At 67.4% G+C, this 26,623-nt stretch carries 26 protein-coding genes; 6 read left to right on the top strand and 20 right to left on the bottom strand.

The genetic code is table 11. From position 1 onward, the window contains the following. Positions 1-30: 30 nt before the first annotated feature. From phoU to C7R54_RS27205, 3 genes are all read right to left on the bottom strand, one after another. A complete protein-coding gene (phoU, locus tag C7R54_RS27215) occupies positions 31-768 on the bottom strand; it encodes a phosphate signaling complex protein PhoU (RefSeq protein WP_129154036.1) in 738 nt (245 codons plus the stop codon). A gap of 145 nt (positions 769-913) precedes the next feature. Continuing rightward, complete coding sequence (rpiA, locus tag C7R54_RS27210) at positions 914-1,591, bottom strand: ribose-5-phosphate isomerase RpiA (protein WP_129154035.1); 678 nt, start codon at positions 1,589-1,591, stop codon at positions 914-916. Between the two features lie 97 nt (positions 1,592-1,688). Continuing rightward, positions 1,689-3,059: a DNA recombination protein RmuC gene (locus C7R54_RS27205; RefSeq protein ID WP_129154083.1), complete on the bottom strand. Its 1,371-nt coding sequence runs from the start codon at positions 3,057-3,059 to the stop codon at positions 1,689-1,691. Between the two features lie 237 nt (positions 3,060-3,296). Between C7R54_RS27205 and C7R54_RS27200 the strand changes: the two genes are divergently transcribed. Beyond that, on the top strand, positions 3,297-4,055 hold the full coding sequence (locus C7R54_RS27200; RefSeq protein ID WP_129154034.1) for a YrbL family protein: 759 nt from the start codon (positions 3,297-3,299) through the stop codon (positions 4,053-4,055). Between the two features lie 39 nt (positions 4,056-4,094). Here C7R54_RS27200 and C7R54_RS27195 read toward each other — a convergent pair whose 3' ends face one another. The 13 genes from C7R54_RS27195 to alr form a co-directional block, all read right to left on the bottom strand. Then, positions 4,095-4,841, bottom strand: a complete 747-nt coding sequence (locus C7R54_RS27195; RefSeq protein ID WP_129154033.1) for a DNA-3-methyladenine glycosylase — start codon at positions 4,839-4,841, stop codon at positions 4,095-4,097. Positions 4,842-4,916: 75 nt separating this feature from the next. Beyond that, positions 4,917-5,273 (bottom strand): Spx/MgsR family RNA polymerase-binding regulatory protein, encoded by a 357-nt coding sequence (locus C7R54_RS27190; protein ID WP_129154032.1) that lies wholly within the window; start codon positions 5,271-5,273, stop codon positions 4,917-4,919. Continuing rightward, entirely contained in the window at positions 5,270-6,073 is an 804-nt protein-coding gene (locus C7R54_RS27185) for an ABC transporter permease subunit (RefSeq protein ID WP_129154082.1), read from the bottom strand. The genes C7R54_RS27190 and C7R54_RS27185 overlap by 4 nt, the downstream gene beginning before the upstream one ends. After that, the gene (locus tag C7R54_RS27180) at positions 6,073-6,981 is read right to left on the bottom strand and encodes an ABC transporter permease subunit (protein WP_377814869.1); all 909 of its coding nucleotides are present in this window, start codon (positions 6,979-6,981) and stop codon (positions 6,073-6,075) included. The genes C7R54_RS27185 and C7R54_RS27180 overlap by 1 nt, the downstream gene beginning before the upstream one ends. Next, positions 6,978-8,105, bottom strand: a complete 1,128-nt coding sequence (locus C7R54_RS27175; protein WP_129154031.1) for an ABC transporter ATP-binding protein — start codon at positions 8,103-8,105, stop codon at positions 6,978-6,980. The genes C7R54_RS27180 and C7R54_RS27175 overlap by 4 nt, the downstream gene beginning before the upstream one ends. Positions 8,106-8,110: 5 nt before the next feature. Beyond that, positions 8,111-9,214, bottom strand: coding sequence for a polyamine ABC transporter substrate-binding protein (locus tag C7R54_RS27170; protein WP_129154030.1), 1,104 nt, complete (start codon positions 9,212-9,214; stop codon positions 8,111-8,113). 96 nt (positions 9,215-9,310) lie between these two features. Then, entirely contained in the window at positions 9,311-10,027 is a 717-nt protein-coding gene (locus C7R54_RS27165; protein WP_275669709.1) for a 3-deoxy-D-manno-octulosonic acid kinase, read from the bottom strand. Continuing rightward, positions 10,017-10,445: a group II truncated hemoglobin gene (locus tag C7R54_RS27160; protein ID WP_129154029.1), complete on the bottom strand. Its 429-nt coding sequence runs from the start codon at positions 10,443-10,445 to the stop codon at positions 10,017-10,019. The genes C7R54_RS27165 and C7R54_RS27160 overlap by 11 nt, the downstream gene beginning before the upstream one ends. Then, complete coding sequence (locus C7R54_RS27155) at positions 10,442-12,994, bottom strand: ABC transporter permease (RefSeq protein WP_129154028.1); 2,553 nt, start codon at positions 12,992-12,994, stop codon at positions 10,442-10,444. The genes C7R54_RS27160 and C7R54_RS27155 overlap by 4 nt, the downstream gene beginning before the upstream one ends. A 144-nt stretch (positions 12,995-13,138) precedes the next feature. Next, positions 13,139-13,339, bottom strand: coding sequence for a hypothetical protein (locus C7R54_RS27150; protein WP_129154027.1), 201 nt, complete (start codon positions 13,337-13,339; stop codon positions 13,139-13,141). A 467-nt stretch (positions 13,340-13,806) separates the two neighbouring features. After that, positions 13,807-15,177, bottom strand: a complete 1,371-nt coding sequence (radA, locus tag C7R54_RS27145; protein ID WP_129154026.1) for a DNA repair protein RadA — start codon at positions 15,175-15,177, stop codon at positions 13,807-13,809. A 134-nt stretch (positions 15,178-15,311) separates the two neighbouring features. After that, a complete protein-coding gene (locus C7R54_RS27140; RefSeq protein ID WP_129154025.1) occupies positions 15,312-16,031 on the bottom strand; it encodes an SDR family oxidoreductase in 720 nt (239 codons plus the stop codon). Between the two features lie 196 nt (positions 16,032-16,227). Next, a complete protein-coding gene (gene alr / locus C7R54_RS27135; RefSeq protein ID WP_129154024.1) occupies positions 16,228-17,376 on the bottom strand; it encodes an alanine racemase in 1,149 nt (382 codons plus the stop codon). A 124-nt stretch (positions 17,377-17,500) separates the two neighbouring features. On the opposite strand from alr, the gene hpnC reads away from it, so the two are divergent. From hpnC to C7R54_RS27120, 3 genes are all read left to right on the top strand, one after another. After that, a complete protein-coding gene (gene hpnC / locus C7R54_RS27130; protein ID WP_129154023.1) occupies positions 17,501-18,340 on the top strand; it encodes a squalene synthase HpnC in 840 nt (279 codons plus the stop codon). Between the two features lie 110 nt (positions 18,341-18,450). Beyond that, a complete protein-coding gene (gene hpnD, locus C7R54_RS27125; protein WP_129154022.1) occupies positions 18,451-19,314 on the top strand; it encodes a presqualene diphosphate synthase HpnD in 864 nt (287 codons plus the stop codon). 26 nt (positions 19,315-19,340) lie between these two features. Continuing rightward, positions 19,341-20,909: an FAD-dependent oxidoreductase gene (locus tag C7R54_RS27120; protein ID WP_240039734.1), complete on the top strand. Its 1,569-nt coding sequence runs from the start codon at positions 19,341-19,343 to the stop codon at positions 20,907-20,909. Positions 20,910-21,021: 112 nt separating this feature from the next. Here the strand turns inward: C7R54_RS27120 and crcB are convergent, their stop codons facing one another. The 4 genes from crcB to alaC form a co-directional block, all read right to left on the bottom strand. Continuing rightward, complete coding sequence (crcB, locus tag C7R54_RS27115) at positions 21,022-21,402, bottom strand: fluoride efflux transporter CrcB (RefSeq protein WP_129154078.1); 381 nt, start codon at positions 21,400-21,402, stop codon at positions 21,022-21,024. Positions 21,403-21,603: 201 nt separating this feature from the next. Next, entirely contained in the window at positions 21,604-23,013 is a 1,410-nt protein-coding gene (gene thrC / locus C7R54_RS27110; protein ID WP_129154021.1) for a threonine synthase, read from the bottom strand. Next, complete coding sequence (locus tag C7R54_RS27105) at positions 23,010-24,314, bottom strand: homoserine dehydrogenase (RefSeq protein WP_129154020.1); 1,305 nt, start codon at positions 24,312-24,314, stop codon at positions 23,010-23,012. The genes thrC and C7R54_RS27105 overlap by 4 nt, the downstream gene beginning before the upstream one ends. Beyond that, on the bottom strand, positions 24,311-25,498 hold the full coding sequence (gene alaC / locus C7R54_RS27100) for an alanine transaminase (protein ID WP_129154019.1): 1,188 nt from the start codon (positions 25,496-25,498) through the stop codon (positions 24,311-24,313). The genes C7R54_RS27105 and alaC overlap by 4 nt, the downstream gene beginning before the upstream one ends. Positions 25,499-25,680: 182 nt before the next feature. Between alaC and C7R54_RS27095 the strand changes: the two genes are divergently transcribed. Both C7R54_RS27095 and C7R54_RS27090 read left to right on the top strand, forming a co-directional pair. Then, complete coding sequence (locus C7R54_RS27095) at positions 25,681-26,139, top strand: Mth938-like domain-containing protein (protein WP_129154018.1); 459 nt, start codon at positions 25,681-25,683, stop codon at positions 26,137-26,139. After that, a complete protein-coding gene (locus C7R54_RS27090; RefSeq protein WP_129154017.1) occupies positions 26,139-26,603 on the top strand; it encodes a peroxiredoxin in 465 nt (154 codons plus the stop codon). The genes C7R54_RS27095 and C7R54_RS27090 overlap by 1 nt, the downstream gene beginning before the upstream one ends. Positions 26,604-26,623 lie beyond the last annotated feature (20 nt).

Genomic DNA, 26,623 nt, shown 5'->3' with positions numbered 1-26,623 from the left:
TGCAGGCCGCGGCCCGCAGCCCTGCCACGATCAAGCCTGCGCGTCGTCCTCGCCCCTGCCGTCATCATCCTCACCGCGAGCCTGGCGCTCCGTGTTCTTGGCGCCCGTGTGACGCACATCGGCGCCCCGCACCATATAGATGACACGCTCGGACATGTTCTTGGCATGGTCGCCGATGCGCTCCAGCGCGCGGGCCACGAAGATCACGTCGATGGACGGCGAAATGGTGCGCGGATCCTCGATCATGAACGAGATGAGCTGGCGCAGCGCGGCCTTCCACTCCTTGTCCACGCCCTTGTCGCTGCGCACCACCGCGGCGGCCTGGACGGGATCCAGGCGGGCAAAGGCGTCGAGCGCCTGGCGCAGCATCTCGCGCACGGCATCGGCCATGTGGCGCAGGTCCACGCTGGGCGTGTAGCGCACTTCGTCGTCATGGATGCGGCGGGCCACCGTGGCGATCTTTTCCGCTTCGTCGCCGCAACGCTCCATGTCGGTCAGCATCTTGGACACGGCCATCAGCGTGCGCAGGTCGATCGCGGTAGGCTGGTGGCGCGCCAGGATCTGGCTGATGCGCTGGTCGATATCGACTTCGTAGCGATTGACTTCCTTTTCGCGCTCGCGCACTTTTTCGACCAGCAAGGTGTCGCCGCTGGTCAGCGCGTCGATGGACTCCTGGATCATGACCTCGACGACCCCGCCCATCGCCAGGAATTGCGAACGGACGGCTTCCAGATCGGCGTCGAATTGTTTGTTTGTATGCTCGGTCATCCGGGCTCCCAGCGGTTTAACGACTTGGTGTCATGCGCCTCGCGCGCAGCCGGGCTTGGCTGCCGTGTATCAGCGTCGCCCGGAAGGTTATGACTTGTTTATGACAGGATTATGAACCGATCGGCCTCCGGAGGCCCGGGCCGCGTCAGGGCCGGGCCAGGCGCCGGATGCCCTGCTGCGTGGCCAGCAGCGCCAGGTCCGCGCCGGGACGCGAGAACAGGCCGCAGGTCACGACGCCGGGGATATTGTTGATCTCGAGCTCCAGGGCCGGCGCGTCGGCGATCGTCAGTCCGGATACGTCCAGGATGACATTGCCATTGTCGGTCGTGAACCCCTGGCGGACGGCCGGGCGGCCGCCCAGCCGGGCCAGCGTGCGCGACACCGCGGCGACGGCCATCGGGATGACCTCGACCGGCAGCGGGAAGGCGCCCAGGCGCTCCACCAGCTTGGATTCGTCGACGATGCAGATGAAGCGATCGGCCACCGATGCGACGATTTTCTCGCGGGTCTGCGCGCCGCCGCCACCCTTGATCATGTGCAGGCGGCCATCGATCTCGTCGGCGCCATCGACATAGATGGGCATGTGATCGACATCATTCAGGTCGAACACCGCCAGGCCGTGCGCTTGCAGCCGCTTGGCGCTGCGCTCGGAGCTGGCGACCGCGCCGCGCACGCGCCCCTTGAAGCGCGCCAGGCCGTCGATGAACAGGTCCGCGGTGGAACCGGTGCCGACACCGATGATGACGTCGGGACCGGCAACCTGTTCGACGATTTCCAGGGCCGCGTCGGCGGCCTGCTGCTTCAATTCTTGCTGGGAAAGCATGGGCGGGGACTCAAGAAACGGAAATGATGGACGGCGCGTCCGCGACGCGGACCGCAAGCCCGCAATTTAGCAGAATCGCGGGACGTCCCGGCCCGGGCTAGGCGCCGCCGGGCGCCCGCTCCCTCTCCTGCTCCCCCTCCTCCAGGCCCTGCTCCCCGCCCTCGGCATCCCCATCGCCCAGCAGACGCGCGGCCTGCGCGTCCGGCAAGGCCTCCACGGTCTTCAGGCTGCGCAACATGGCGCGCGTGCGCACCTCCGTCTGCCCTATCTTGTTGCCCGCGGTCTCCAGGGTCCGCTTGACCGCCGCCAGCGACTCGCCAAAACGGCCGAATTCCGTCTTCACCGCCCGCAAGACCTGCCACACCTCGGACGAACGGCGCTCGATCGCCAGGGTGCGGAACCCCATCTGCAGGCTGTTGAGCAAGGCCGCCAGGTTGCTGGGACCGGCCACGTTGACCCGCAGGTCATGCAGGCGGTCCAGCACGCCCGGGCGCCGCAGCACTTCGGCGTACAGCCCTTCGGTAGGCAGGAACATGATGGCGAAATCGGTGGTGTGCGGCGGCGCGATGTACTTGTCGGCGATCAGCCGGGCCTGGACTTCCACGGCCCGCGCCAGCGCCGCGCCCGCTGCCCGCGCCCCTTCGGCGTCGGCGGCTTCCTCGGCCGCGGTCAGGCGTTCGTATTCCTCCTTGGGAAACTTGGCGTCTATGGGCAGCCAGACCGGTTCGCCGCCCTCGCCCCGCCCCGGCAGCCGGATGGCGAATTCGACGATGGCATCGCTGCCGGGCACGGGCTTGACGTTGCGGCCATATTGCTCGGCCGTCATGGTGTCCTCCAGCAGCCGGGCCAGTTGCACCTCGCCCCAGGTGCCTCGCGACTTGACGTTGGTCAGCACCCGCTTGAGGTCCCCGACGCCGGCGGCCAGGGATTGCATTTCGCCCAGGCCCTTGTGGACGGCCTCCAGGCGGTCCGACACCAGCTTGAAGGACGCGCCCAGCCGTTGCTCCAGCGTGGCGTGCAGCTTGTCGTCCACCGTGCGCCGCATTTCCTCCAGCTTGGCGGCGTTTTCGGCCTGCAAGGCCGCCAGCCGCTGCTCGACGGCCTGCCGCACTTCCAGCAGGCGGCGGTCATTGAGGTCGATGAGATTACGCAGTTCCTGCCGCAACTGGCCGGCGAACCGGTCCAGCGACTCCGCCGTCTCCACGCGCGCCGCCTGGGCGTCCCGACCCAGCGCCCCGCGCAAGGCCTCATGGCTGTGCGCCAGCTCCTGCCGCAGGGCCCGATCGGCCGCGCTGAACTCCTCGCGCAGCCCGCGCTGGTGGTCGGCCAGGTCGGTGCGCAGCGTCTTTTCGATTCTCTCCAGCCCGGCCAGCAACTGGTCCATCCGCCCGTCGGCGGCGGGACGCCGGCGCCAGGCCAGGGCCGCCAGCAAGGCCGCCAACATGGACGCGGCCAGGCACAGCCACATCACGGTATCCAAGGAAAACTTAGGCAAATGGCCTCCAAAATGGAACAATCGGAATAATTACACCTATTCCAACGGTAAATTCGCTGATATTGGCGCGATTATGTGGATAGGACGCCACAGAATTGTGAAAAATCCCTTCACCTAGGGCGACATCGAGTTCAAACTACGACCACCGTTGAATTTTCGTCATAAACAGGTGGCAGTGCACTTTTGTTGCGCTGATCACACTGGGCTTCTATGAGCATAGTTCCACTGCAGCGGCATCGACCGGCCGCCCAGACCGCTCCCCCTCCTGCGTTCGTGCCGGGCCACGGACTGCCGTTTAACGCCTTGCAGCTGGACGAACTCGTCCCCATCGCGTCCGGCACGGAGCGCAGCGTCTACCAGCACCCCTACGAGCCCAACCTGCTGGTCAAGGTGGTGAATCGCCGCGCCTTCGCGGCCACCATGAACAAGCACCCCTGGCGCCGCCTGAGCAAGGCGCTGTTCCAGCGCGAAGGCGCCTATAGCGCCTACATCCATGAGCTGGCCGAATACGCGGCCGCGCACAATGCCGCGGACGGCCGCTGGCAGATCCCGATGGCGCGCGTCGTGGGCCTGGCCGAAACCTCGCAAGGCCTGGGCGTGCTGGTGGAAAAAATCTCCGACGGCGAAGGCGGCCTGGCCCCCACGGTGGAGGAAATCGTCAAGCGCGCCGGCCAACTGGAGCCCGAGCTGGCCCGGCAACTGGCGTTCTTCTTCGATTCGCTGGCCGACCATCACATCATCCTCAACGATATTTCCGCGCGCAACATCGTCATGGGCGAAAACGCCCAGGGCAGGCATGGGCTGTATCTCATCGACGGCTTCGGCTCCAAGCAGGCCGTACCGATATATATCCTCAGCAAGGCCTTGAACCGCCGCCGCATCCAACGCAAGGTGGACGCGATGATCGAGCGCCTGAAGGCGCGCACCCTGCGCGCGCAGCGTGCCCAGCTTGCCGAGACCTCCGAGTAGGGAAAGAGCGCGAAGCGCCGAGACATAGGCCGGACGGGGTCAGGTCGAAGAGGCCTGGCCCCTGCAAGGCCGTCCGCCCCGCGTCACCCAGGTATAGTCCCTGCCCTCCACCTGCCCCCGTCGCAGCGGGTTGCGCGTGCAGAAAGGCGCATAGGCGGGGTCCACATAGCGATAAGGCAGATGTTCGTCGCGTCCCGGCGGAATCCCCAGGCGCGTCGTGCGCAACAGGCGGGCCGGCCGCGCGCCGACGTCGTCGACGAACAGGCGGCCGGGATCGAAGCCCTGCCCATCCCACTCCGGCACCTTAAGGTCCAGGGCGCGGCACAGCAGGGTCTGGCCCGCGCACAGGCGCTGCGGCGCCCGCGCCGCGCCGCGGGCGTCCGGGTTCAGGGCCTGCATCCGCGCCAGCGCATCCTCGCCCGATACATCGTCCACCCAGGGATGGGCCGACTTGATGAGCACCGCGTTGCCAGGCCCGCCCGCGCTGAAATTCAATGAATCGCCGCCCCGCGCGTAGTACATGTAGATGACGCCGCCATCCATGAACAGGGCGCGGCGCTTGTGCGTATATCCCAGGGAGGCATGGCTGCCCTTCTCGACCAGGTAATAGGCTTCGGTTTCGATGATGCGCGCCGCCAGCCACACATCGCCGTAACGCCGTCGCAGCACCATGCCTATCAATTCGCGGGCAAGCTGGCGCGCGTCGCGGTTGAAGAAGGCGTCGGGCAAGGCGCGACCGACAACCGAGTCGGCACGATAGGCGTAGGCGGCGTCCGTGGCTTGCATGGCTTTCAAGCCTGCGGCGTCCGTCTCATTTTCGCCGGGAGTGCGCGCCATGGATCGTGGCAAGCCGACGCGGCCTCAGACGAAGCGCTCGCCGTAGCGCTTTTCGGAAAAGCCCACCGCCACCGCGCCGTCCTGCGTGACGCTGACGGGACGGCGCACCAGGGCGGGAAATTCCTTGATCAGCGCCAGCCATTGCGCGTCGGTGGACGCGCCGCGGCGCTCCTCCGGCAGGGCGCGCCACGTCATGGAGGTCCGGTTGACCAGCTTTTCCCAGCCGCCCAGTTGCGCGGCCCAGTCCTTCAGGAGGGCCGGCGCCACGGGATGGTCGCGATAGTCGATGAATTCGTGGCTGACGCCGTGCTCGCCCAGCCACGTGCGCGCCTTGACGCACGTGCTGCACTGCTTGAGGCCATAGAGAACGACTTGGGTCATGCGGAAAACTCCTTGCGGCGTTGCAGGCGGTTAGCGACGATCACGCAAATGCCGACAGCCAGGATGAACAAGGCGGCCAGCGCGTTGACCTCGGGCTTCAGGCCCAGACGCACCCGCGAAAACACTTCCAGCGGCAACGTGGTGTAGCCCGGGCCCGACAGGAAGGAAGACAGGATCACGTCGTCCAGGGACAACGTGAAGGACAGCAGCCACGCCGACGCCAGCGCCGGCGCGATCAGCGGCAGCGTGATGAGGAAGAACACTTTCAACGGCGTGGCGCCGAGATCCAGCGCCGCCTCTTCCAGCGACCGGTCCAGGTCGCGCACGCGGGACTGGATGATCACGGCCACGAAGGCCATGGCGAACGTCGTGTGGCCGACCCAGATGGTGAACACGCCGTTGTCGGGCCAGCCCACCAGGCTGCGCACCTCGACGAACATCAGCAGCAACGAAATGCCGACCACCACTTCCGGGATCACCAGCGGCGCGCTGAGCATGCCAAGGTAAAGCGAAAAGCCGCGGAAGCGGCCCATGCGGGCCAGCACATAGCCGGCCCAGGTGCCGATGACGGTGGCCGCCGTGGCCGACAGCGCCGCCACCCGGAAAGACAGCCAGGCCGCGCTCAGCAGCGCATCATCATGGAACAGCGAGACATACCACTTGAAGGAAAAGCCCGACCACGCGGTCACCAGCGGCGAATCGTTGAAGGAAAACACCACCAGGCTGAGGATGGGCACATACAGGAACAGGAAGCCCAGGCCCAGGGCCAGGGCCCGCAAGACCGGATTGGGACGCAGCATCATCGCTTGCCCTCCCGCGTCGCGTCGGCCTGCTTGACCTGGTTGTATTGGAACAGCGCCAACGGCACCAGCAGCAGCAGCACCATGACGCAGGTGACGGAGGCCGCCATGGGCCAATCGGCATTGTTGAAGAACTCGCTCCACATCACGCGGCCCATCATCAGCGTATTGGCCCCGCCCAGCATTTCCGGAATCACGTATTCGCCGACCGCCGGAATGAAGACCAGCATGGCGCCGGCGATCACGCCCGGCCGCGACAACGGCACGGTGATCTGCCAGAAGGCTTGCCACGGCTTGGCGCCCAGGTCATAGGCGGCCTCCAGCAGGCGCAGGTCCATCTTCACCAGGTTGGCGTACAGGGGCAGGATGAAGAACGGCAGATAGGAATAGACCATGCCGATATAGACCGCCAGGTCCGTGCGATAGATCTCCATGGGCTGGGAAATGATGCCCAGGGCCATCAGGAACTTGTTGAGCAAGCCGTCGTTGCGCAGGATGCCCACCCAGGCATAGACGCGCAGCAGCAGCGAGGTCCAGAACGGCAGGATCACGCCCAGCAGCAGGATATTGCGGGTGGCGGGCGCCGACCGGGCGATGTAGTACGCCATCGGATAGCCGATCAGCACGCAGGCCAGCGTACTGATGGCGGCGATCTTCACCGAATTCAGGTACGTGGCGAAATACAGGCTGTCGGTGAACAACAGCGCGTAGCCGCGCAGGTGCAGGCTGAACTGCAGCGCCTGTTCCTTGTATTCCAGCAGGGACGTATAGGGCGGGATGCCGAACTGGAGATCGGCGAAGCTGATCTTCAGGACCAGCAGGAACGGCAGCAGCAGGAACAACAGCAGCCATAGAAACGGCGGGACCACCGCCAGCGCGCGCCCCGACGGCAGGAGGCGGCGCATCATGAGGGCAGCACCGTCGCGCTGTCGGCGCCCCAGCTGGCGTGGACCTCCTCGCCCACCGCGGGCGCGTCGCTTTGCGCCAGCACGCGGCGCGGCACGCTGGCCTCGATCTGCGCGCCGGAGTCCAGGCGGATCTGGTACAGCGCGTAGCTGCCCATCCACGCCATGTGCGTGACCATGCCGTGCGCCCAGTTGTGCTCGGTCTGCGGACGCTCGCGCGACACGACGATGCGTTCCGGCCGTATGGACACGTGCACTTGCATGCCCAGCGGCTCGCTCACGCCATGGTTGACATAAAGCGGGCGCGACAGCGCCTCGCTTTCGATGGCGATGTGGTCGGGCTCGTCGACCACGATGGTGCCCGTGAACAGATTGGTGCTGCCGATGAAGCCGGCGACGAAGCGCGAGTTCGGAAACTCGTAGACATCCTGCGGCGTGCCGCACTGGATGATCTGGCCTTCGGTCATCACCGCCAGGCGGTGCGCCATGGTCATGGCCTCTTCCTGGTCGTGCGTCACCATGATGCAGGTCACGCCGACCTGCTCCAGGATGCGCACCAGCTCGATCTGGGTCTTCTGGCGGATCTGCTTGTCCAGCGCCGACATCGGCTCGTCAAGCAGCAGCAGCTTGGGACGCTTGACCAGGCTGCGCGCCAGCGCCACGCGCTGCTGCTGGCCGCCCGACAACTGGTGCGGCTTGCGCCGCGCATAGCCCGCCATCTGCACCAGGTTCAGCGCCTCGAATACCCGGTCGTGGATTTCGGCGCGATCCACGCCTTCCTGCTTCAGGCCGAAAGCGACATTGGCCTCGACCGACATGTGCGGGAACAAGGCGTAGGACTGGAACATCATGTTGACCGGGCGCCGGTAGGGAGGCACGGCCGTGATGTCCTCGCCATCCAGCAGGATCTGCCCGGACGTCGCTTCCTCGAAGCCCGCCAGCATGCGCAGCAGGGTCGACTTGCCGCAGCCGGAGCTGCCGAGGAGCGCGAAGATTTCGTTGCGCTTGACGTTCAGGTTGACCGAACGGACGGCGACCGTGTCGCCGAAGATCTTCACCAGGTCGGAAACCCGGACGAACTCGTCCGGATCCGCCGGAAGCTGCGCCGGATAACGGCTGTCACTCATTTTGCTTATCTTCCGGACTTCAGTTCAGCCCACATGCGGGTCTGCAGGCGCAGGATGTTCACCGGCTGCGGCTTGATCACATAAAGCGTCTTGGCGACTTCCGGCGGCGGATAGATCATGGGGTTGTCCGCGACGTCCTTCACCACGTACTTGCGCGCCTCTTTGTTCGCGTTGGGGTAGAACATGGTGTTGGTGATGGCCGCGTGCACCTGCGGGGTCTCGATGTAGTTGATGAAGGCCAGCGCCTCGTCCACGTGCTGGGCATCCTTCGGGATGGCCATCACGTCGAACCAGGCAGGCGCGCCGCCCTGCGGAATGTAGTAGTTGACGTCATACGGTTGCTTGGCGTCCTTGGCGCGCTTGCGCGCGATCATCACGTCGCCCGAGAAACCATAGACCATGCACAGGTCCCCCACGGCCAGCTCATCGATATAGCCCGACGAACTGAACTGACGGATGTAGGGACGAATTTTCTTCAAGAGTTCCAGCGCGTCCTTGTAGTCGTCCGGATTGCTGCTGTTGGGATCCTTGCCCAGGTAATGCAGGACCGCCGGGAATACCTGCGCCGCCTCGTCCAGCATGGAGATGCCGCAGTCCTTCAGCTTGGCGGCGTTCTCAGGCTTGAACAGCATGTCCCAGCTGCCCAGCGGCGCGTCCTTGCCCAGGATCTGCTGGACCTTGGTCACGTTGTAGCCCAGCCCGTTGGTGCCGTAGCCCCAGGGCACCAGGTACTGGTTGCCGGGATCGACCGTGGCGACCAGCGCCATCAGGTCGGGGTCCAGGTACTGCCAATTGGGAATCCTGGACTTGTCCAGCTTCTGGAAGAGCCCGCCCTGCAACTGGCGCGCGGCATAGTGGGTCGACGGCACGACCACGTCGTAGCCGGACTTGCCGGTCAGCAGCTTGGCCTGCAGGGTGTCGTTGTTATCGTAGACGTCGTAGCGGACCTTGATGCCGGTCGCCTTCTCGAAGCCGGGTATGGTGTCGGGCGCGGTGTACTCGGCCCAGTTGTAGACGTTGACGACCTTGTTCTGGGCATGGGCCGTCACCATGACCGCGGTCGCCAGTACCGCCCCCATTGCGTAGCGGATACCCGCGTTGATTCTCATCCAGGGCCCCTTGCCTAGAAAGTTTGTAGACCTGCCGCAGCCCGATTTCCCCTGGCGCGCCAAAGGCAAAATGATAATTGGTTTTTACGAGCCGCGTCAGTCGGGTTGGCTGGCCATGTGCCGCCGGTAGGAGGCCGCGAGCCGGTCGTAGAAGGCCAGGCCCTGCGCCCCGCCCACTTTTTCGAGCGACCGGCGCAGGCGGCGCAGGTTGCCAAGGCGCGCGCCGGTCGAGGCGCCGCGCTGCCGCCCCCGATCGAAATCGATGATCCAGGCCTTGCCCTCGCCGTCGATGAGGATGTTGTAGGCGTTCAGGTCCGCATGCCAGACGCCGGCCTGGTGCAGGCGCGCCACGGCGCCGGCCGCGGCGTCCCAGACCTCGCGGTCCAGCAGCAGCGCCAGCGGCCGCACGTCGGGCAGGCGCTCCACGATGATGGCGGCCTCGTAGTTCAGCCCGCGACGCCAGTAGGCGGCGGCCACGGGCGCGGGCACCGGCAGCCCCTGCGCCGACAGCGACTCCAGCAGACGGAACTCCATGAAGCTGCGGGTGCGGTCGCCGCCCAGCCAGAAATAGCCGCGGTCGCTGATCCGCGCGACCAGCCCGCCGCGCCGGTAATGGCGCAACACGCCCTCGCCGAACTCGCCGTGCACGAACCACGCGGCCTGGCGCCCTCCCGCCGCGACGGCTTCGGCACGGTCGCCATAGGCCGCGGGATCGAAAAGGTCCGGACCGGGCCGGCTGATGCGCGCGGCATCGTACAGCATCACGCCCGCGGGCGTCGTTTCCCACGCCAGCCTGGCGGTCTCAACCCTCACGATTGCGCATCCAGTCCGCGGTGCCGTAGAAGGAATGCAGCAAACGATCCATCAATGCCTGGTCCAGGCCCTGGTCGGCCATCGCCCGGCCCATGCAGACCACCCATTGGTCGCGCTCCCGCGTGCCGATGGAAAACGGCAGATGGCGGGCGCGCAGCCGCGGATGGCCGAAACGCTCGACGTAATGGTCGGGGCCGCCGAAATAGCCGCACAGGAACCAGAACAGCTTGTCGCGCGCGCTGTCCAGGCTGGGGCCGTGCGCGGCGCGCAGGTCGGCAAGGTCGGCGTCCACGTCCATCAGGTCATAGAAACGGTCGACCAGGGCGCGCACGCCAGGCTCGCCGCCGAGTTGGTCGAAGATGCTGCGCGTGTGGTCGATCGGCTCGAATATCGGTTCGACCCGCGTCGTCGTTGTCATAAGGCTTCTCGCAAAATAACCAGCGGCGGCGTGCGCAGGACGCCACGCAGGGCCAGGGCGCCGCCGCCCCAGGCGCCCAGCATGCCGGCCGCGAGACCCGCCAGCCAGGGCCACAGGCTGAGTGTGATGTGGAAATCGAAAACATAGCGCGACAGCGCCCAGGCCACGGCGGCGGCGCCGGCCGCGCCCAGCAGTCCGGCCAGCCCGCCCACCGCCAGCAGTTCCAGGCGCTGCGCGCGCGCAAGCTGACGCCGGGTGGCGCCCAGCGCCCGCAATACCGCGGCTTCGCGCACGCGCTCGTCGCGCGTGGCGGTCAGCGCCGCCGCCAGGACCAGCACGCCCGCCGCCAGGGTGAAGACGAACAGCAGCTGCACCGCCTGCACCACCTGGTCCAGCACGGCTTGCAGCTGCTTCAGGATGGCGCCGACATCGAAAACGGTCAGGTTGGGAAAATCGCGCACCAGGTCCGGCAGCAGCCGCGGCTTGTCGTCGGGCAGGTGAAAGGACGTGATCCAGCTCTGCGGCGCATCGGCGAGCACCGACGGCGACAGCATGGCGAAGAAGTTCACGCGCATCGTGTCCCAATCGACCGCCCGCAGGCTGGTGACATCGACATCCACGGTCTGGCCGGCGATATCGAACGTCAGCTTGTCGCCCATCTTCACGCCCAGGGTCCTGGCGATGCCCGACTCCATGGAAACCTCGCGGGAGACCGGCGCCATCCAGCGCCCTTCGGCCAGGCGGTTGTAGGTCGGCATCTGCTTGCCATACGAGAGATTGAACTCCCGGTCCACCAGGCGCTTGGCGCGATCGTCCTCGTAGTCCGCCGCGGAGACGGCGCGGCCGTTGATGGCCACCATGCGGCCGCGGACCATGGGATGGAGATCGGCCTGCCCGATGCCGCCCTGCGCCAGCCGCGTGGCCACCGCCGCGCGCTGGTCCGGCTGGATGTTGATCAGGAACCGGTTGGGCGCGTCGGCCGGCAAGGTGCGCTGCCAGCCGGCGATCAGGTCGGTGCGCGTCATGGCCAGCAGCAGCAAGGCCATCAGGCCGATGGCCAGCGCGCAGACCTGGGTGATCGTGGCGGCCCGTCGCCGCACCACGCCCGCCAGCGCGAAACGCAGCGCGGGCAGCCCGGCGGCGGCATGGCGCAGGCGCGCCAGCAGGGCCACGCACAGCCCCGCCAGCGCGGCGAAGGCGGCGAAGGCCGCCAGGAAGCCGCCAGCGACGACGGCGCCCAGCCGGGCATTGCCGGCGAACCACCAGATCAGCAAGGCGAAGCCGGCCGCGCCCACGACATAGCCCAGCGTACTGCCGGCCCGCAGGCCCGTATCGTCCCGCCGCAGCACGCGCGCCGGCGGGACGTGTCGCAGCCGCTCCAGCGCGGGCAGCGCGAACCCCAGCAGCAGCCACAGGCCGGTGGCCAGTCCTTGCGCGGCGGGCAGCGCGGACGGCGCGGGCAAGGCCGTGTCGATCAGGCTGGCCAGCACGCGCACCAGCCCCTCGTGCACGGCATAACCCGCCACGCCGCCGGCCAGCGAGGCCAGGATGCCGACCAGGATGAACTCGACGGCCAGCATGCGCGTAATGTCCGACTGCGGCGCGCCCAGGCAACGCATCACGGCCACGCCATCGCGATGGCGCTGCATGAAGCGGTTGGCCGCCATGGCCACCGCCACTGCGGAAATCAGCACCGCCAGCAGCGCCACCAGCGACAGGAAACGCTGGGCGCGATCGAGCACGCGGCGCACATCGGGCCGGCCGGACTCGACGGTGGCGATACGCTGGCCCCGCTGCAGGTTTTCACCCAGCCAGGCCGAATAGGCCGCCACGGCGGGGGGATCGCCCGCCGCCAGCAGCGCATAGCCGATCCGGCTGCCGGGCGCGATCAGGTGCGTGGCCGGCAGGTCATCGGCGCGCATCATGACGCGCGGCGAGACGTTGACGAATTGCAGGCTGCGATCGGGTTCGTAGGTCACCACGCGGGCGATGCGAAACCGGGCGTCGCCCAGCGTCAACATATCGCCCACCGCGACATTGAGCATGCCCAGCAGTTGCGGGTCCACCCATACCGTGCCGCGATCCGGCACGTCGCGCGTCGGCGCATCGGCGCCGAACGGCGCGTCGGCCGTGCGCAGGCTGCCCCGCAAGGGATAGCCCGGCTCGACGGCCTTCAGGGACACCAGTTGCGCGTTATCGCCCGCGCCCGCCATGGAGGGGAACTGCCAGGTGTGCACCAGCCGCAGGCCTTCCTGCAACGCGCGCTGCTCGAAGGCGGGCGGCAGCGGCGCATCGGCGTCGAGGACCACATCGGCGCCCAGCATCTGCGCGGCGTCGCGCTCCAGCGCGCGCCCGACCCGATCCGCCAGGAAACCCACGCTGGTGACGGCCGCCACCGCGACGATCAACGCGATGACGAGCAGGCGCAATTCGCCGGCGCGGGTGTCGCGCAGCAAGGCGCGCACGCCCAGGCGCCATGTATGCAGCAGGCCGCGGGCGGCGGCGGGCGGCGCGGCGGTGAGGCGGGCAGCGGCGGAGGATTCTGGCATGGGCGTATCGTACCTAAACCTGACGATAGTCTGGCGATCCGGAAGGAAAAATCGTGGGCGCCGGGGCCAGCGCATGGCGCCCGGAAAAAGAAAAAGGCGAAGCTCCCTCCCGGAAGCTTCGCCCTGGGCCCTGCACCCGCGAAATTACTTGGCCGGCGTCGTGGCGGGAGCCGCCTTGGCGGACGACTTCGCACCGGACTTCTTGGCCTTGTGCTTGTGGGTTTGCGTGGACTTGGGCTTGGCGGTCGTCGAAGCGTCGGCAGCGAATGCCGCCGGCGCCGCGGCCAGGCCGAGGGTCAGCGCGGAGACGGACAGAAAAGCAGCAATGCGGGAGCGAGTGGTCATGAATGACTCCAGAATTAATAAGGCCACCGGGCCTTGATTCCACGGGCACGGCGATCTTGCCGCGTTCCCCGTACTGCGTTTGAGCAGGGAGTTCATGGAAGGTTGCATGCGATCCCAAAAAAAATTCATACCCAATGCAACGTAATGCGAATACGCGATTTTTCTGGGGAAAACCCGGGGATTTCGGTCGCTTTCTTAAATGGAAGCTTTCATTTTTCTTAAAATAAATCGCGGCTTTTTGATATTGGCAAAACGCGCGCACATAATCCGCGCACCAGCCCCGCTGATTACCCGGATAATCCAGCCCGGCGCGCGAAGAGATTATCCGGCGCGCGGCGCCGGATAATCAAAGGCCCCCACGCCGCGCGGATCCGCCGCCTGCCGCCCTGCCGAGGTCGGCGCTTTCTCCCAGGATTTCTTCCCCGCGTCTTCCCGTATCCTTACGAGGCAAAGCCCTCCGCCACCCATCAGGCTTCCTTCAACTTCTCCAGGGCGTCCTCCAGGCGGTCGCAAGCCCAGACCTGCAGGCCCTCGATAGGCTGGCGCGGGGCGTTGGCCTTGGGAATCAGCGCGATGTTGAAACCCAGCTTGGCGGCTTCGCGCAGGCGTTCCTGCCCCCGCGGCGCCGGGCGGATTTCGCCGGCCAGGCCCACCTCGCCGAACGTCACCAGCCCGCGCGGCAGCGGCCGGTCGCGCAGCGACGACATGATGGACAGCAACACCGGCAGGTCAGCGGCCGGCTCGGTAATGCGCACGCCGCCCACCGCATTGACGAAGACGTCCTGGTCCGAGGTCACCACCCCCGCATGGCGATGCAACACCGCCAGCAGCATGGCCAGGCGGTTACTTTCAAGGCCCACCGTCAGGCGCTTGGGATTGGGCGCGTGCGCGGCGTCGACCAGGGCCTGGATTTCCACGAGCAGGGGCCGCGTGCCTTCCTGCGTGGCCATCACGCAGGAGCCGGCGACCTGGCGGTCGTGCTGGGACAGGAACAGGGCCGACGGATTGGCCACGCCGCGCAAGCCACGATCCGTCATCGCGAACACGCCCAGTTCATTGACCGCGCCGAAGCGGTTCTTGAACGCCCGCACCAGGCGATAGGAGGAGTGGGTATCGCCCTCGAAATAGAGCACCGTGTCGACGATGTGTTCAAGCACCCGGGGACCGGCCAGCGCGCCGTCCTTGGTGACGTGGCCGATCATCACGATGGCGATGCCGGTCTGCTTGGCCAGGCGGGTCAGCTGGGCCGCGCATTCGCGCACCTGCGACACCGAGCCGGGCGCCGCCGTCAATTCCCCGCTGTAGAGGGTCTGGATGGAATCGATGACGGCGACCACGGGCCGCTGCCCGGCGACGGCGGCCTGGATGGCTTCCAGCCGGATTTCGGCCAGCAGGTCGACATTGCCGGTGGCCAGCCCCAGCCGGCGCGCGCGCAAGGCCACCTGCTCGGCCGACTCTTCGCCGGTCACGTACAACACCTTGGCGCCCGCCGACATCGAGGCCAGCGCCTGCAACAGCAAGGTGGATTTGCCGATGCCCGGATCGCCCCCGATCAACACCACCGCGCCCGCCACCAGGCCGCCACCCAGGACGCGGTCGAATTCCTCCAGCCCGGTCGGCTGGCGTGGAACCTCGCGCGCTTCGATCTCGGCAAGGCTGCGCACCGGGCTGGCGGCCGCCAGCGGCGCGTAGCGATGCTGCGCGGCTGCCGCGGGGGCGGCGCTTTCCACGGTTTCTTCCAGGGTGTTCCAGGCGTTGCAATGGGGGCACTTGCCCTGCCACTTCAGGCTGGTGCCGCCGCATTCGGCACAGACGTAGACGGTTCGTGATTTGGCCATGCCCGCAGTTTAGCGAATGGGCATGGCACGCGGCGACTGTGTGGTGGACCACAGCGCGACCATCAGGGGACGCTCAGGGAACGCCGAGGGGACTCTCAGGTGACGCCCCCGGCGACCATCTGGCCGCCGCTGTCCTAGCTGCGGCCGGCGAGACTGCCGCCGCCGTCCACGCCCAGCACCTGCCCGGTGATGAAACCGGCATCGTCGGACAGCAGGAAGGCAATCGCCGCCGCCACTTCCGCGGGGCTGCCGAGGCGCCTCATCGGGATGCCGGACAACACGCGCTTTTCGCCCTCGCTGCCGACGGGCCGGGTGGCGCGGAACAACTCGGTTTCCACCGGACCGGGCGCGACGGCATTGACCGTAATGCCATATTCGGCCAGTTCCAGCGCCCAGGTGCGCGTACAGCCGACCAGCGCGGCCTTGGCGGCCGAGTAGCTGGTGCGGTCCTGGCTGCCGTGGATGGCGCGGCTGACCACGTTGACGATGCGGCCCGCGCGGCGAGTCTTCATCGATTCGACGAAGGTCTGCACCACCTGCACCGCCACGCGCACATTCAGGTCCAGCACGTTATAGAGCGACGCCAGCTCCACCGAACCCAGGGGTTGCGGCAGCACCAGGCCGACGTTGTTGACGATGGCATCGACGGGGAATTTTTCACGGATTTCGCGCAGCACGTCCTCGGTCTTGCCGGCATCGGCCAGGTCGCAGGCGTACAGATACCCCGGAAAATCGACGTCGTTGGTATTCCGGGCGATTCCCACCACGTGACAGCCCATATCGGCCAGACGGCGCGTGAGCGCCCAGCCTATACCCTTGGTAGCGCCGGTGACCAGCACGCATTTGTCTTTCATGGGAACAACCTCGAATCTGCATTGAAGAGAAGCACCAAGTAGACACCATCCGGGCGTGGCTGTCTTGCTTTTGCCCTGCGGTACGGGGGCTGCCGTTTCACCGTGTTACGGCACGCCCGGGGCCCGCGCACCGGCCTGTCCCGGGGGCTGGCTGGCGGCGGCCGGCGTTCGACCGACCCTCGGCCGACGTTCGGTGTCAGTTATCCCGGCCGTGTACCGGCACCCGGGGCGCCAAGGCGCATAGCAATTCGTAGCCTATCGTTTCAGCCGCCTGGGCCACCTCGTCCACCGACGGTCCGCCCTCGCCCCACAACACCACCGGGGCGCCGACGCCCGCGGCCGGCACCGGGGTCAGGTCGACCGCCAGCATGTCCATGGACACCCGGCCCAGCAGCCGCGTGCGCACGCCCGCCACCGTGATAGGCGTCCCCGTGCCTGCGTGGCGCGGATAGCCATCGGCATACCCGCAGGCCACCACGCCGATGCGCATCGGGCCGTCGGCGCGAAACAGGCTGCCGTAGCCCACGGCGTCGCCGGCCCGCACCTGCTGCACGGCGATGATGCGCGACGCCAGGGTCATGGCCGGACGCAGGCCGAAGCTGGCGGCGTCGGCGTCCGCAAAAGGACTGCCACCATACAGGCAGATGCCGGGACGCACCCAGGCGCCATGGTCGTCGCGCGCCAGCGCGACCGTGGGATAGCGCAGGGTGGCCGCGGAATTGGAAACGCTGACCGGTCCGGGCAAGCCTTCCGTGACGCGGTTGAACACGTCCATCTGGCTGGCTATGCCTTCGGGCGCGTCGGCGTTGGCGAAGTGCGTCATCTTGCCGACATGGTTCAACACGCCGTCGTCGCGCAGTCGCAGGGCCTGCTGATAGGCGGCGCGATAGGCGTCCGGCGCGAAACCCAGCCGGTTCATGCCGGAATTGAGTTTCATGAAGATGTCCAGCCGGCGCGACCGGCGGCCTTCGGCCAGGATGGCCAGCTGGTCCGCGTAATGCACGGAAGTCGTCAGGTGGTAGCGGTCCAGCACCTCCACGTCGGACGGCTCGAAAAAACCCTCCAGCATCAGAATGGGCCCGCCCCACCCGGCTTCGCGGCAGCGCACTGCTTCGTTCAGGTCCAGCATGGCCAGGCCCTGGGCCTGCCAGAAACCGCGCACCGCCTGCTCGATGCCGTGGCCGTAGGCATTGGCCTTGATGACGGCCCAGATCGACGGCGGCGACAGGGGCTGCCCTTGCGCCGTGGTTGCGGCCAGCGCGGCCTGGTGGAGATGATTACGAACGACCTCGAGATTGTGCGCGAGGGCGTCGACGGAAATCGTGGCGGTAATGGGGCGTGGCATGGCAGGCGCGGGGTAGGACGATCGCCATTTTGGCGATCGGCGTTAGTCTACCCGATGCGCCGTGACGGCCTCACTAAAATAGCGGCGATTCCATTGCGGCGATTTTGCGCATACCCCATACCCCATGCCTGTCGATCATTACGAAAACTTTCCGGTCGCTTCCGTCCTGTTGCCGCGCCGCCTGCGTGGGGCGGTCACCGACATCTACCGCTACGCGCGCAGCGCCGACGATATCGCGGACGAAGGCGACGCCACGCCGTCGCAGCGGCTTGCCGAGCTGGCTGCCTATCGGGCGGAGCTGCACCGCATCGCGAGCGTGGGAAGCCATTCCGCCGCCGCCGACCGCCTGGCCCCCATCTTCGTGCCGCTGGCCGCGACCATCGCGCGCCACCAGTTGCCCATCACGCCCTTTCTCGACCTGCTGTCGGCCTTCGAACAGGACGTGACCGTCACGCGCTATCCCGACGAAGCCGCCCTGCTCGACTACTGCGCCCGCTCGGCCAATCCGGTCGGCCGCCTGATGCTGCACCTGTACGGCGTGACCGACGCCGATGCGCTGCGCCAGTCGGATGCCATCTGCACCGGGCTGCAACTGGTCAATTTCTGGCAGGACGTCCGCATCGACTGGCGCAAGGACCGCGTCTACCTGCCGCAGGATGCCCTGCGCCGCCATGGCGTCAGCGAGGAAGACCTGGCGGCCTGCCGCCTGACGCCGCAATGGCGGGCGCTGCTGGGCGAGCAGGTGGCGCGGGCGCGGGCGCTGTTACACTCCGGGGCGCCGCTGACCCGGCGCCTGCCCGGCCGCATCGGCCTGGAGCTGCGCCTGGTGGTGCACGGCGGGCTGCGCATCCTGGAACGTATCGAGCAGGCCCGCTACGATGTCTTCATGAACCGTCCGGAACTGGGCGGACGCGACTGGTGCGTCATGCTGTGGCGCGCCCTGTCCGGGCGCTTTCCCGCCTGAACGCGCGCGCGTCCCGTTCCGCTTTCCGTCCGTACCGCATGCCCCGAGGCATGCACTGATCCACAACGCTACCGGCGACACGGGCACCGGCCCGCCCCTGCCCAACCGATATGACTCCCGACGAATACTGCCAGGACAAGGCCGCCAAGAGCGGGTCCAGTTTCTACTACGCCTTCCTGTTCCTGCCGCCGGAACGGCGCCGCGCCATCGTGGCGATGTACGCCTTCTGCCGTGAAGTGGATGACGTCGTGGACGAGGTGAGCGACCCCTCGGTGGCGCGTATCAAGCTGGCCTGGTGGCGCACCGAGATCGATCGCATGTACGGCGGCGCGCCCGACCATCCGGTGACGCGCGCGCTGGAGCCGCACCTGCAACCCTACGGCATCACGCGCGAGCGCCTGCTGGCGGTGATCGACGGCATGGAGATGGACCTGGACCAGACGCGCTACCTGGACTGGCCGGGCCTGCGCAAGTACTGCTGGCACGCGGCAGGCGTGGTGGGCGAACTGTCGGCGTCGATCTTCGGGTACGGCGATCCCGCCACGCTGGTCTATGCGGAGAAGCTGGGCCTGGCGTTCCAGATGACGAACATCATCCGCGACGTCGGCGACGACGCCCGGCGCGGGCGCATCTACCTGCCCGTCGATGAATTGCAGCGCTTCAACGTGAAGGCGGCGGACATCCTGAACGGCAAGTATTCGGAGGGCTTTTCCGCGCTGATGGCGTTCCAGGCGCAGCGCGCCCGCGAGCTGTACCGCGAGGCCATGCGGGCGCTGCCTGAATCCGACCGGCGCGCGCAGCGGCCGGGGCTGATGATGGCGGCCATCTACCATGCCTTGCTCGAAGAAATCGAGCGCGACAACTGGCAGGTGCTGCACCAGCGGCTTTCGCTGACGCCGCTGCGCAAGCTGTGGCTGGCCTGGAAGACGTGGGTCGGCGGCGGCCGCGGGCTGGTGCGGCGACTGTCGAAATGAAGGCCGCCGCGGCCGGGGGCGTGGGCATGGACACTTCCACCTCGCCACGCGTTGCCGTGGTGGGAGCGGGCTGGGCAGGCCTGGCGGCCGCCGTGGCCCTGCATGATCGCGGTTATGCGGTGACCGTATTCGAGGCGGGGCATACGCCGGGCGGCCGTGCGCGCCGGGTCGTGCACACGGACTTCGCCGCGCCCCTGGACAACGGACAGCACATACTGCTGGGCGCCTATACGGACACGCTGGCCCTGATGCGGCGCCTGGGCCGCGATCCCGCTTGGCTGCTGGCGCGGCTGCCGCTGGCATTGGCCAGCCTGGACGGCGCGTTCCGGCTGCGTGCGCCGCGCCTGCCGGCGCCCTTGCATGCGGCCGCGGCCCTGCTGCTGGCGCGCGGGCTGGACGGCGCCGCGCGCATGGCCGCCTTGCGGTTGATGCGGGCCTTGCAGCGGGCGGACTGGCGCGTGGAAGCGGCGGACGACGGCGCGGCGGGCACTGCGCCGGGCAATGTGTGTGACAGCGATGGGGACGCACGCGGCAACGTTATCGATGCAGGCGGCGGCGCTGTCGATCCGCGCGGCAGCGTTGATGCACGCGGCAGCGCTATCGATGCAAGCGGCGGCACCGTGGCCGCCTTGCTGGCCCGGCATGGCCAGCCCGAAAGCGCCGTGCGATGGCTCTGGGAACCGCTATGCCTCGCGGCCTTGAACACCCCCACGACGCAAGCCGACGCCCAGCTCTTCGCCCATGTCCTGCGCGACAGCCTGGCCGGCAGCCGCGCCGCCTCGGACCTCTTGCTGCCCCGCGCGGACCTGTCGGCCCTGTGGCCCGATGCCGCCGCCGCACTGTGCGATATGCGCTACGGCGTGACGGTACGCTCCGTCGAGCCGTCGGCCGAGGGCGTACGTCTCGATGGCGAACACTACGACGCCGCCATCCTGGCCGTCCCGCCGGCCAATGCGGCACGGCTGCTAGGCGCGGCATTGCATGCCGAAGCGACGAGGACGGCAGTTGTGCCGACAAGGCCGCTTTCCAGCAGCACATTCAGCGGCACATTCAGCGGCACATCCACCGGGACATCCGGCGACCTGGCCGCGCGCCTGGCCGGATTCGAATACTCGCCTATCGCAACGTTGAACCTGCGACTGGCCGCGCCATGGCGACTGCCGCTACCCATGATGATGCTGCGCGAGGATCCGGCGCGCAGCCACGATGGCCAATGGCTGTTCGATCGCGCGGCCTTGGCGGGCGAACCGTCACGCGGCGAACTGTCCGTGGTCGTCAGCGCGGCGGCGCGGCTGGCCGACCGTCTTGCGCGGGATGGCCGCGACGCCAGCGTGGCGCCGCTGGTCGACCAAGTCCGCGAACAAGCCTCCCGGGGCGGTCTTGCCCCCCTTCCGGCCATCGCGCACGCGGAATTGCTGGTCGACAAGCGGGCGACATTCCTGGCCACGCCAGGCCTGGCGCGGCCAGGCAACGCCACGCCCTGGCCCACGCTATGCCTGGCGGGCGATTGGACCGACACCGGCTACCCGGCCGTACTGGAAGGCGCCGTGCGCAGCGGGCAACGCGCGGCGGCCTTGATCGCCGCAAGCCGATAGTCGCGCATACGCCCCCCTACGCTGCCGGGATGTCGTTGCAACGCTGTGCTTGAAGGCTTGCCCTCGATGGCCGGCGCCGGCCATGCGGCGCCGATGAAGTGGAGCCCATGGTTCAGGCCAGGGCCCTCACGGTGAACAGGCCCGCTGCCGTCAGCAGCAGCGACCCGGCCAGGCTGACGCCGGCATACAGCACGGCGCCGCCGTATTCGCCGCGCTCCAGCATGCCCACGGTTTCCGCCGAAAATGTCGAAAAGGTGGTCAGGCCGCCCAGGAAGCCCGTGATGCAGGCCAGCCGTATCCAGGCCGGCCATTCGGGATGCGCGGCCACCAGGGCCACCATGACGCCGATCAGGTAGCCGCCGCCGAGATTGGCGGCCAGCGTACCCCAAGGCAGTGCCTCGTGACGGTTGAACGCAAGCCCCAGGCCCCAGCGCAACCACGCGCCCAGCGCGGCGCCCAGGCCGATGGCGACAAAACTGATGGGCGATAACATCGACGGCATGCCGTTCCTTTGTCGAGCGCAAAGGCCTCATTATCGCCAGCCCCCGGCGCGCGTCAACGCGTAGGTGGACGCGCGCGACGCCCACGCCACGTATTCACACATTCTCCACGCGCTCCACGACAGGAACGCGCGAAACGAAAAAGGGAGCCTCGGCGTGAACTGGGCTCCCTACCGACACGGGACGAGGCGCCCTTACAGCGCCGCGTGCTCCCGCACGTAGCGCCGCACCGCTTCCACGTCGTTGTCCATCACCTCGACCCGCTGCGGCAGCGACTCCAGGCCCGCCAGCGCGGCCGGCGGCGGGGCCGGGCGGCCCAGGGCGGCCTCGATGGTCTCCGAGAACTTGGCCGGCAAGGCCGTCTCCAGCACCAGCATGGGGACGCCCGGCTCGACAAATGCGCGCGCCACCTTCACGCCGTCGGCGGTATGGGGGTCGATCAGCACGCCGCAGGCATCATAGGTCGCGCGTATGGTCGACAGGCGGTCGGCGTGAGAGCTGGCGCCGGCCACGAAACCGTACTTGCCGCCGAACTCGCCCAGATGGGACGAGAGGTCGAAATAGCCGTCCTGCGCCAGCTGACCCCACAAGGCCTTGACGCGGGCGCCGTCGGCATCGACCAGGTCGAAGATGAAGCGCTCGAAATTCGACGCGCGCGAGATATCCATCGACGGACTGGACGTGGCGTGGGTCTGCTGCGCCGAACGCGGACGATAGATGCCGGTGCGGAAGAACTCTTCCAGCACGTTGTTCTCGTTGGTCGCCAGCACCAGGCGGCGGATGGGCAGGCCCATGCGCCGCGCGATGTGGCCGGCCAGGATGTTGCCGAAGTTGCCCGACGGCACCGCGAACGACACCTGCTCGCCAGCCTTGGTGGTGGCGCGCAGCCAGCCATGCACGTAGTACACGATCTGGGCGGCGATACGCCCCCAGTTGATCGAGTTGACCGCGCCCAGATGGCAGGCCGACTTGAATTCCAGGTCGCCGGCCAGGGCCTTGACGATATCCTGGCAGTCGTCGAACACGCCGCGCACGGCGATGTTATGGATGTTGGGGTCCTGCAGCGAATACATCTGCGCGCGCTGGAAGGCGCTCATGCGGCCATGCGGCGAAAGCATGAAGACCGACACGCCCTTCTTGCCGCGCAGCGCGTATTCCGCCGCCGAACCCGTATCGCCGGAGGTCGCGCCCAGGATGTTGAGCGTGGTGCCCCGCTTGGCCAGCACGTACTCGAAAGCCTGGCCCAGGAACTGCATGGCCATGTCCTTGAACGCCAGCGTCGGGCCTTCCGACAGGCCCAGCAGGCTCAGCTTGCCGTCCAGCGGGCGCAGCGGCACGATGTCCTCGCTGCCGAAGATCCGGGCCGTGTACGCGGCGCGCGTCAGGCGGCGCAGGTCGTCGGCGGGAATGTCGGTGATGAACAGCGACAGCACCTCGAATGCCAGGTCGGCATAGGACAGCGCGCGCCAGCCTTCCAGTTGCGCGGCGGTCAGCTTGGGCAGCGTCTGGGGCACCGCCAGGCCGCCGTCCGGCGCCAGGCCTTCGAGCAGGATGTCGGAGAAAGGCAGCGGCGCCATGCCGCCGCGGGTGGATACGTAGTTCATGCCAGGGTCTCCATGCGGATGCGCGTCACCTTGGAACGCACGAAAGCCAGGGACTCGATACGGGCGATGGCCTGGTTGACGTCGCCTTCCACCGCTTCGTGCGTGAGGAAGATGATGTCGGCGCCGCCGATGTTCGAAGGCTGCTGGATCATGGACCCGATGGAGATCGAACGCTCCGCCAGGATGCGGGCGATATCGGCCAGCACGCCCGGCTGGTCGTCCACCCGCAGGCGCAGGTAGTACGAGGTCGACACTTTCTCGATCGGCAGGATGGGCAGGTCCGACATGGCGTCCGGCTGGAAGGCCAGGTGCGGCACGCGGTTGCCCGGATCGGCGGTGTGCAGGCGGGTCACGTCGACCAGGTCGGCCACCACGGCCGACGCGGTGGGCTCCTCGCCCGCGCCCTGGCCATAGTACAGCGTGGGGCCGACGGCGTCGCCGCGCACCAGCACGGCGTTCATCGGGCCTTCCACATTGGCCAGCAGGCGCGTGCTGGGCACCAGCGCCGGATGCACGCGCAGCTCGATACCTTCGGGCCGGCGGCGGGTGATGCCCAGCAGCTTGATGCGATAGCCCAGGCGTTCGGCATGGGCGATGTCTTCCTGCGCGAGCTGCGAGATGCCTTCGATGTAGGCCTTGTCGAACTGCACCGGCACGCCGAACGCCAGCGAGGCCAGCAGGGTCAGCTTGTGCGCGGCATCCACGCCCTCGACGTCGAACGTGGGATCGGCCTCGGCATAGCCCAGGCGCTGCGCCTCGGCCAGCACCTCGGCGAAAGCCAGCCCGCGGCTGCGCATTTCCGACAGGATGAAATTGGTGGTGCCGTTGATGATGCCGGCCACCCACTGGATGCGGTTGGCGGTCAGGCCCTCGCGCATGGCCTTGATGATGGGAATGCCGCCGGCCACGGCGGCCTCGAAGGCCACCATCACGCCGCGCGCGGACGCGGCGGCGAAGATTTCGTTGCCGTGCTTGGCCAGCAGCGCCTTGTTGGCGGTGACCACGTGCTTGCCCTGCGCGATGGCCTCCAGGACCAGTTCGCGCGCCAGCGTATCGCCGCCGATCAGCTCGACCACGATATCGATGCTGGGATCCCGCACCACGTCGTGGGGATTGGTGGTAATCGTCGCGCCGCCGCCCACGCGGCTGGCCGCCTTGAGGGTATCGCGCACGGCGATATGCGTGACTTCGATGCGCCGACCCGCGCGGCGCGCGATTTCTTCCGCGTTGCGCGACAGCACCGTCCAGGTACCGCCACCCACCACGCCAAGGCCCAGCAGGCCTACCTTCATGGGATTCATTTCAGCAATCCGTCCTTGCGGAACATTTCCTTAATGCCGCGCACGGCCTGACGCGTGCGTTGCTCGTTTTCGATCAGGGCGAAACGGACATACTCGTCGCCGTATTCGCCGAAACCTATGCCAGGCGAAACCGCCACCTTGGCGTCGGCCAGCACCCGCTTGGAGAATTCCAGCGAGCCCATGGCCCGATAGGGCTCGGGAATCCGTGCCCATATATACATGGAGGCCTTGGGGACTTCCACGTCCCAGCCGGCTTCGTGCAGGCCGCGGGCCAGCACGTCGCGACGGCTGCGATACTGCTCGACCACCGCGTCGACGCAATCCTGCGGCCCTTCCAGCGCGGCGATGGAGGCCACCTGGATGGGCGTGAACGTGCCGTAGTCGTGATAGCTCTTGATGCGCGCCAGCGCATGCACCAGTTCCCGGTTGCCCACCATGAAGCCGATGCGCCAGCCGGCCATGTTGTAGCTCTTGCTCATGGTGAAGAATTCGACCGCCACGTCGCGCGCGCCCGGCACCTGCATGATGGACGGCGCCACGTAGCCGTCGAAGCAGATGTCGGCATAGGCCAGGTCGTGCACCACCAGGATGTCGTGCTCCCTGGCCAGCGCCACCACCCGCTCGAAGAAGGACAGGTCCACGCACTGCGCGGTGGGATTGCTGGGAAAGCCCAGCACCATCATCTTCGGTTTGGGTATGGATTCGCGCACGGCGCGCTCCAGTTCCTCGAAGAAGTCCACGCCCGGGGTCATGCGCACCGAGCGGATATTGGCGCCGGCGATCACCGCGCCATAGATGTGGATGGGATAGCTGGGATTGGGCACCAGCACGGTGTCGCCCTGGTCCAGCGTGGCCAGCATCAGGTGCGCAAGGCCTTCCTTGGACCCGATGGTGACGATGGCTTCGGTGTCGGGATCGATGTCCACCGCGTAGCGGCGCTGGTACCAGGTCGAGATGGCCTTGCGCAGGCGCGGGATCCCCTTGGACACCGAGTAGCCATGGGTGTCGGGCCGGGTGGCGGCCTCGACCAGCTTGTCGACGATATGGGCGGGCGTGGCGCCGTCCGGGTTGCCCATGGACATGTCGATGATGTCCTCGCCCCTGCGCCGCGCCGCCATCTTCAGCTCGCCCGTAATGTTGAATACGTAGGGCGGCAGGCGCTCGATGCGCGAGAACTTCCTCATGACGTAAATCCTTGGGGCGGGGGAGAGGGGGACAGGGCGGAACCCGATAATCTAGCCTAACGCGGCCACCGGGGCAAATTGGGTGAAATGGGATCCTTCCCCCGTGCTTTCCCCTGTCGATCCCGCGCAACATGCGGGCATCCCGATGCGCTATCATCCACCCAACAAGCCGGAGCCATTTATTGAAGCTGCATACTGATCCTGCGTCGGCTGCCTTGAATACCGTCACCGCCTATGGCGACGGCTATATCGAAGTCAACCAGGTACGCTTTTCCCACGCGGTCGCCTTCGGCCCCGAAGGCCCGGTCTCCCACTGGCCGGTCCAGGCGCCAGACCAGATCACCCCCCAACTCTTGCGCCAGGCGGCCGGATTGCCGGAAACGCCGCGCGACCCCCTTGCCTTCCTGGACGAGGCCGAGGGCGCCCCCGCGCCCCTGCCCCCCGGCGCCCCCGAGGTACTGCTCATCGGCACGGGCGCGCGCCAGCGCTTCCTGCGGCCCGAGGTGCTGCAGCCGCTGCTGACGTCGGGGATCGGCATCGAGGTCATGGACACCCAGGCAGCCGCCCGAACTTACAACATCCTGATGTCAGAAGGCCGGCGCGTGGTCGTCGCCCTGATTCCCCAAGGAGAACCGACCTGATGAAACCCATCATCGGCAAGCCCGCACCGCTTTTCACCGCCGACAGCACGATAGGCCCCATCAGCCTCGAACAGTGCCGCGGACGCGCCGTGGTCCTCTATTTCTACCCCAAGGACAACACGCCGGGGTGCACGACGGAAAGCCAGGATTTCCGCGACATGCACGCCGACTTCCTGGCGGCCAGCTGCGTCGTGGTGGGCATTTCGCGCGACTCGCTGAAATCGCACGAGAACTTCCGCTGCAAGTACGACCTGCCCTTCCCGCTCATCACCGACGCCGACGAAACCGTCTGCACTCTGTACGACGTCATCAAGCAGAAAAACATGTATGGCAAACAGGTGCGCGGCATCGAACGCAGCACTTTTCTCATCGATGCCTATGGTTTGCTGGTCCAGGAATGGCGTGGCGTGAAAGTGCCGGGCCATGCCAAGGAAGTCCTGCAGGCCGCCAAGAGTATTGGTTGATTTGTTGCCGGCGCGCTTCA

The sequence above is a fragment of the Achromobacter aloeverae genome, from assembly GCF_004121055.1.
Taxonomy (GTDB): domain Bacteria; phylum Pseudomonadota; class Gammaproteobacteria; order Burkholderiales; family Burkholderiaceae_B; genus Bordetella_C; species Bordetella_C aloeverae.
The sequence above is the reverse complement of the archived record's forward strand: the minus strand, read 5'-3'. Positions and strand labels throughout refer to the sequence as shown.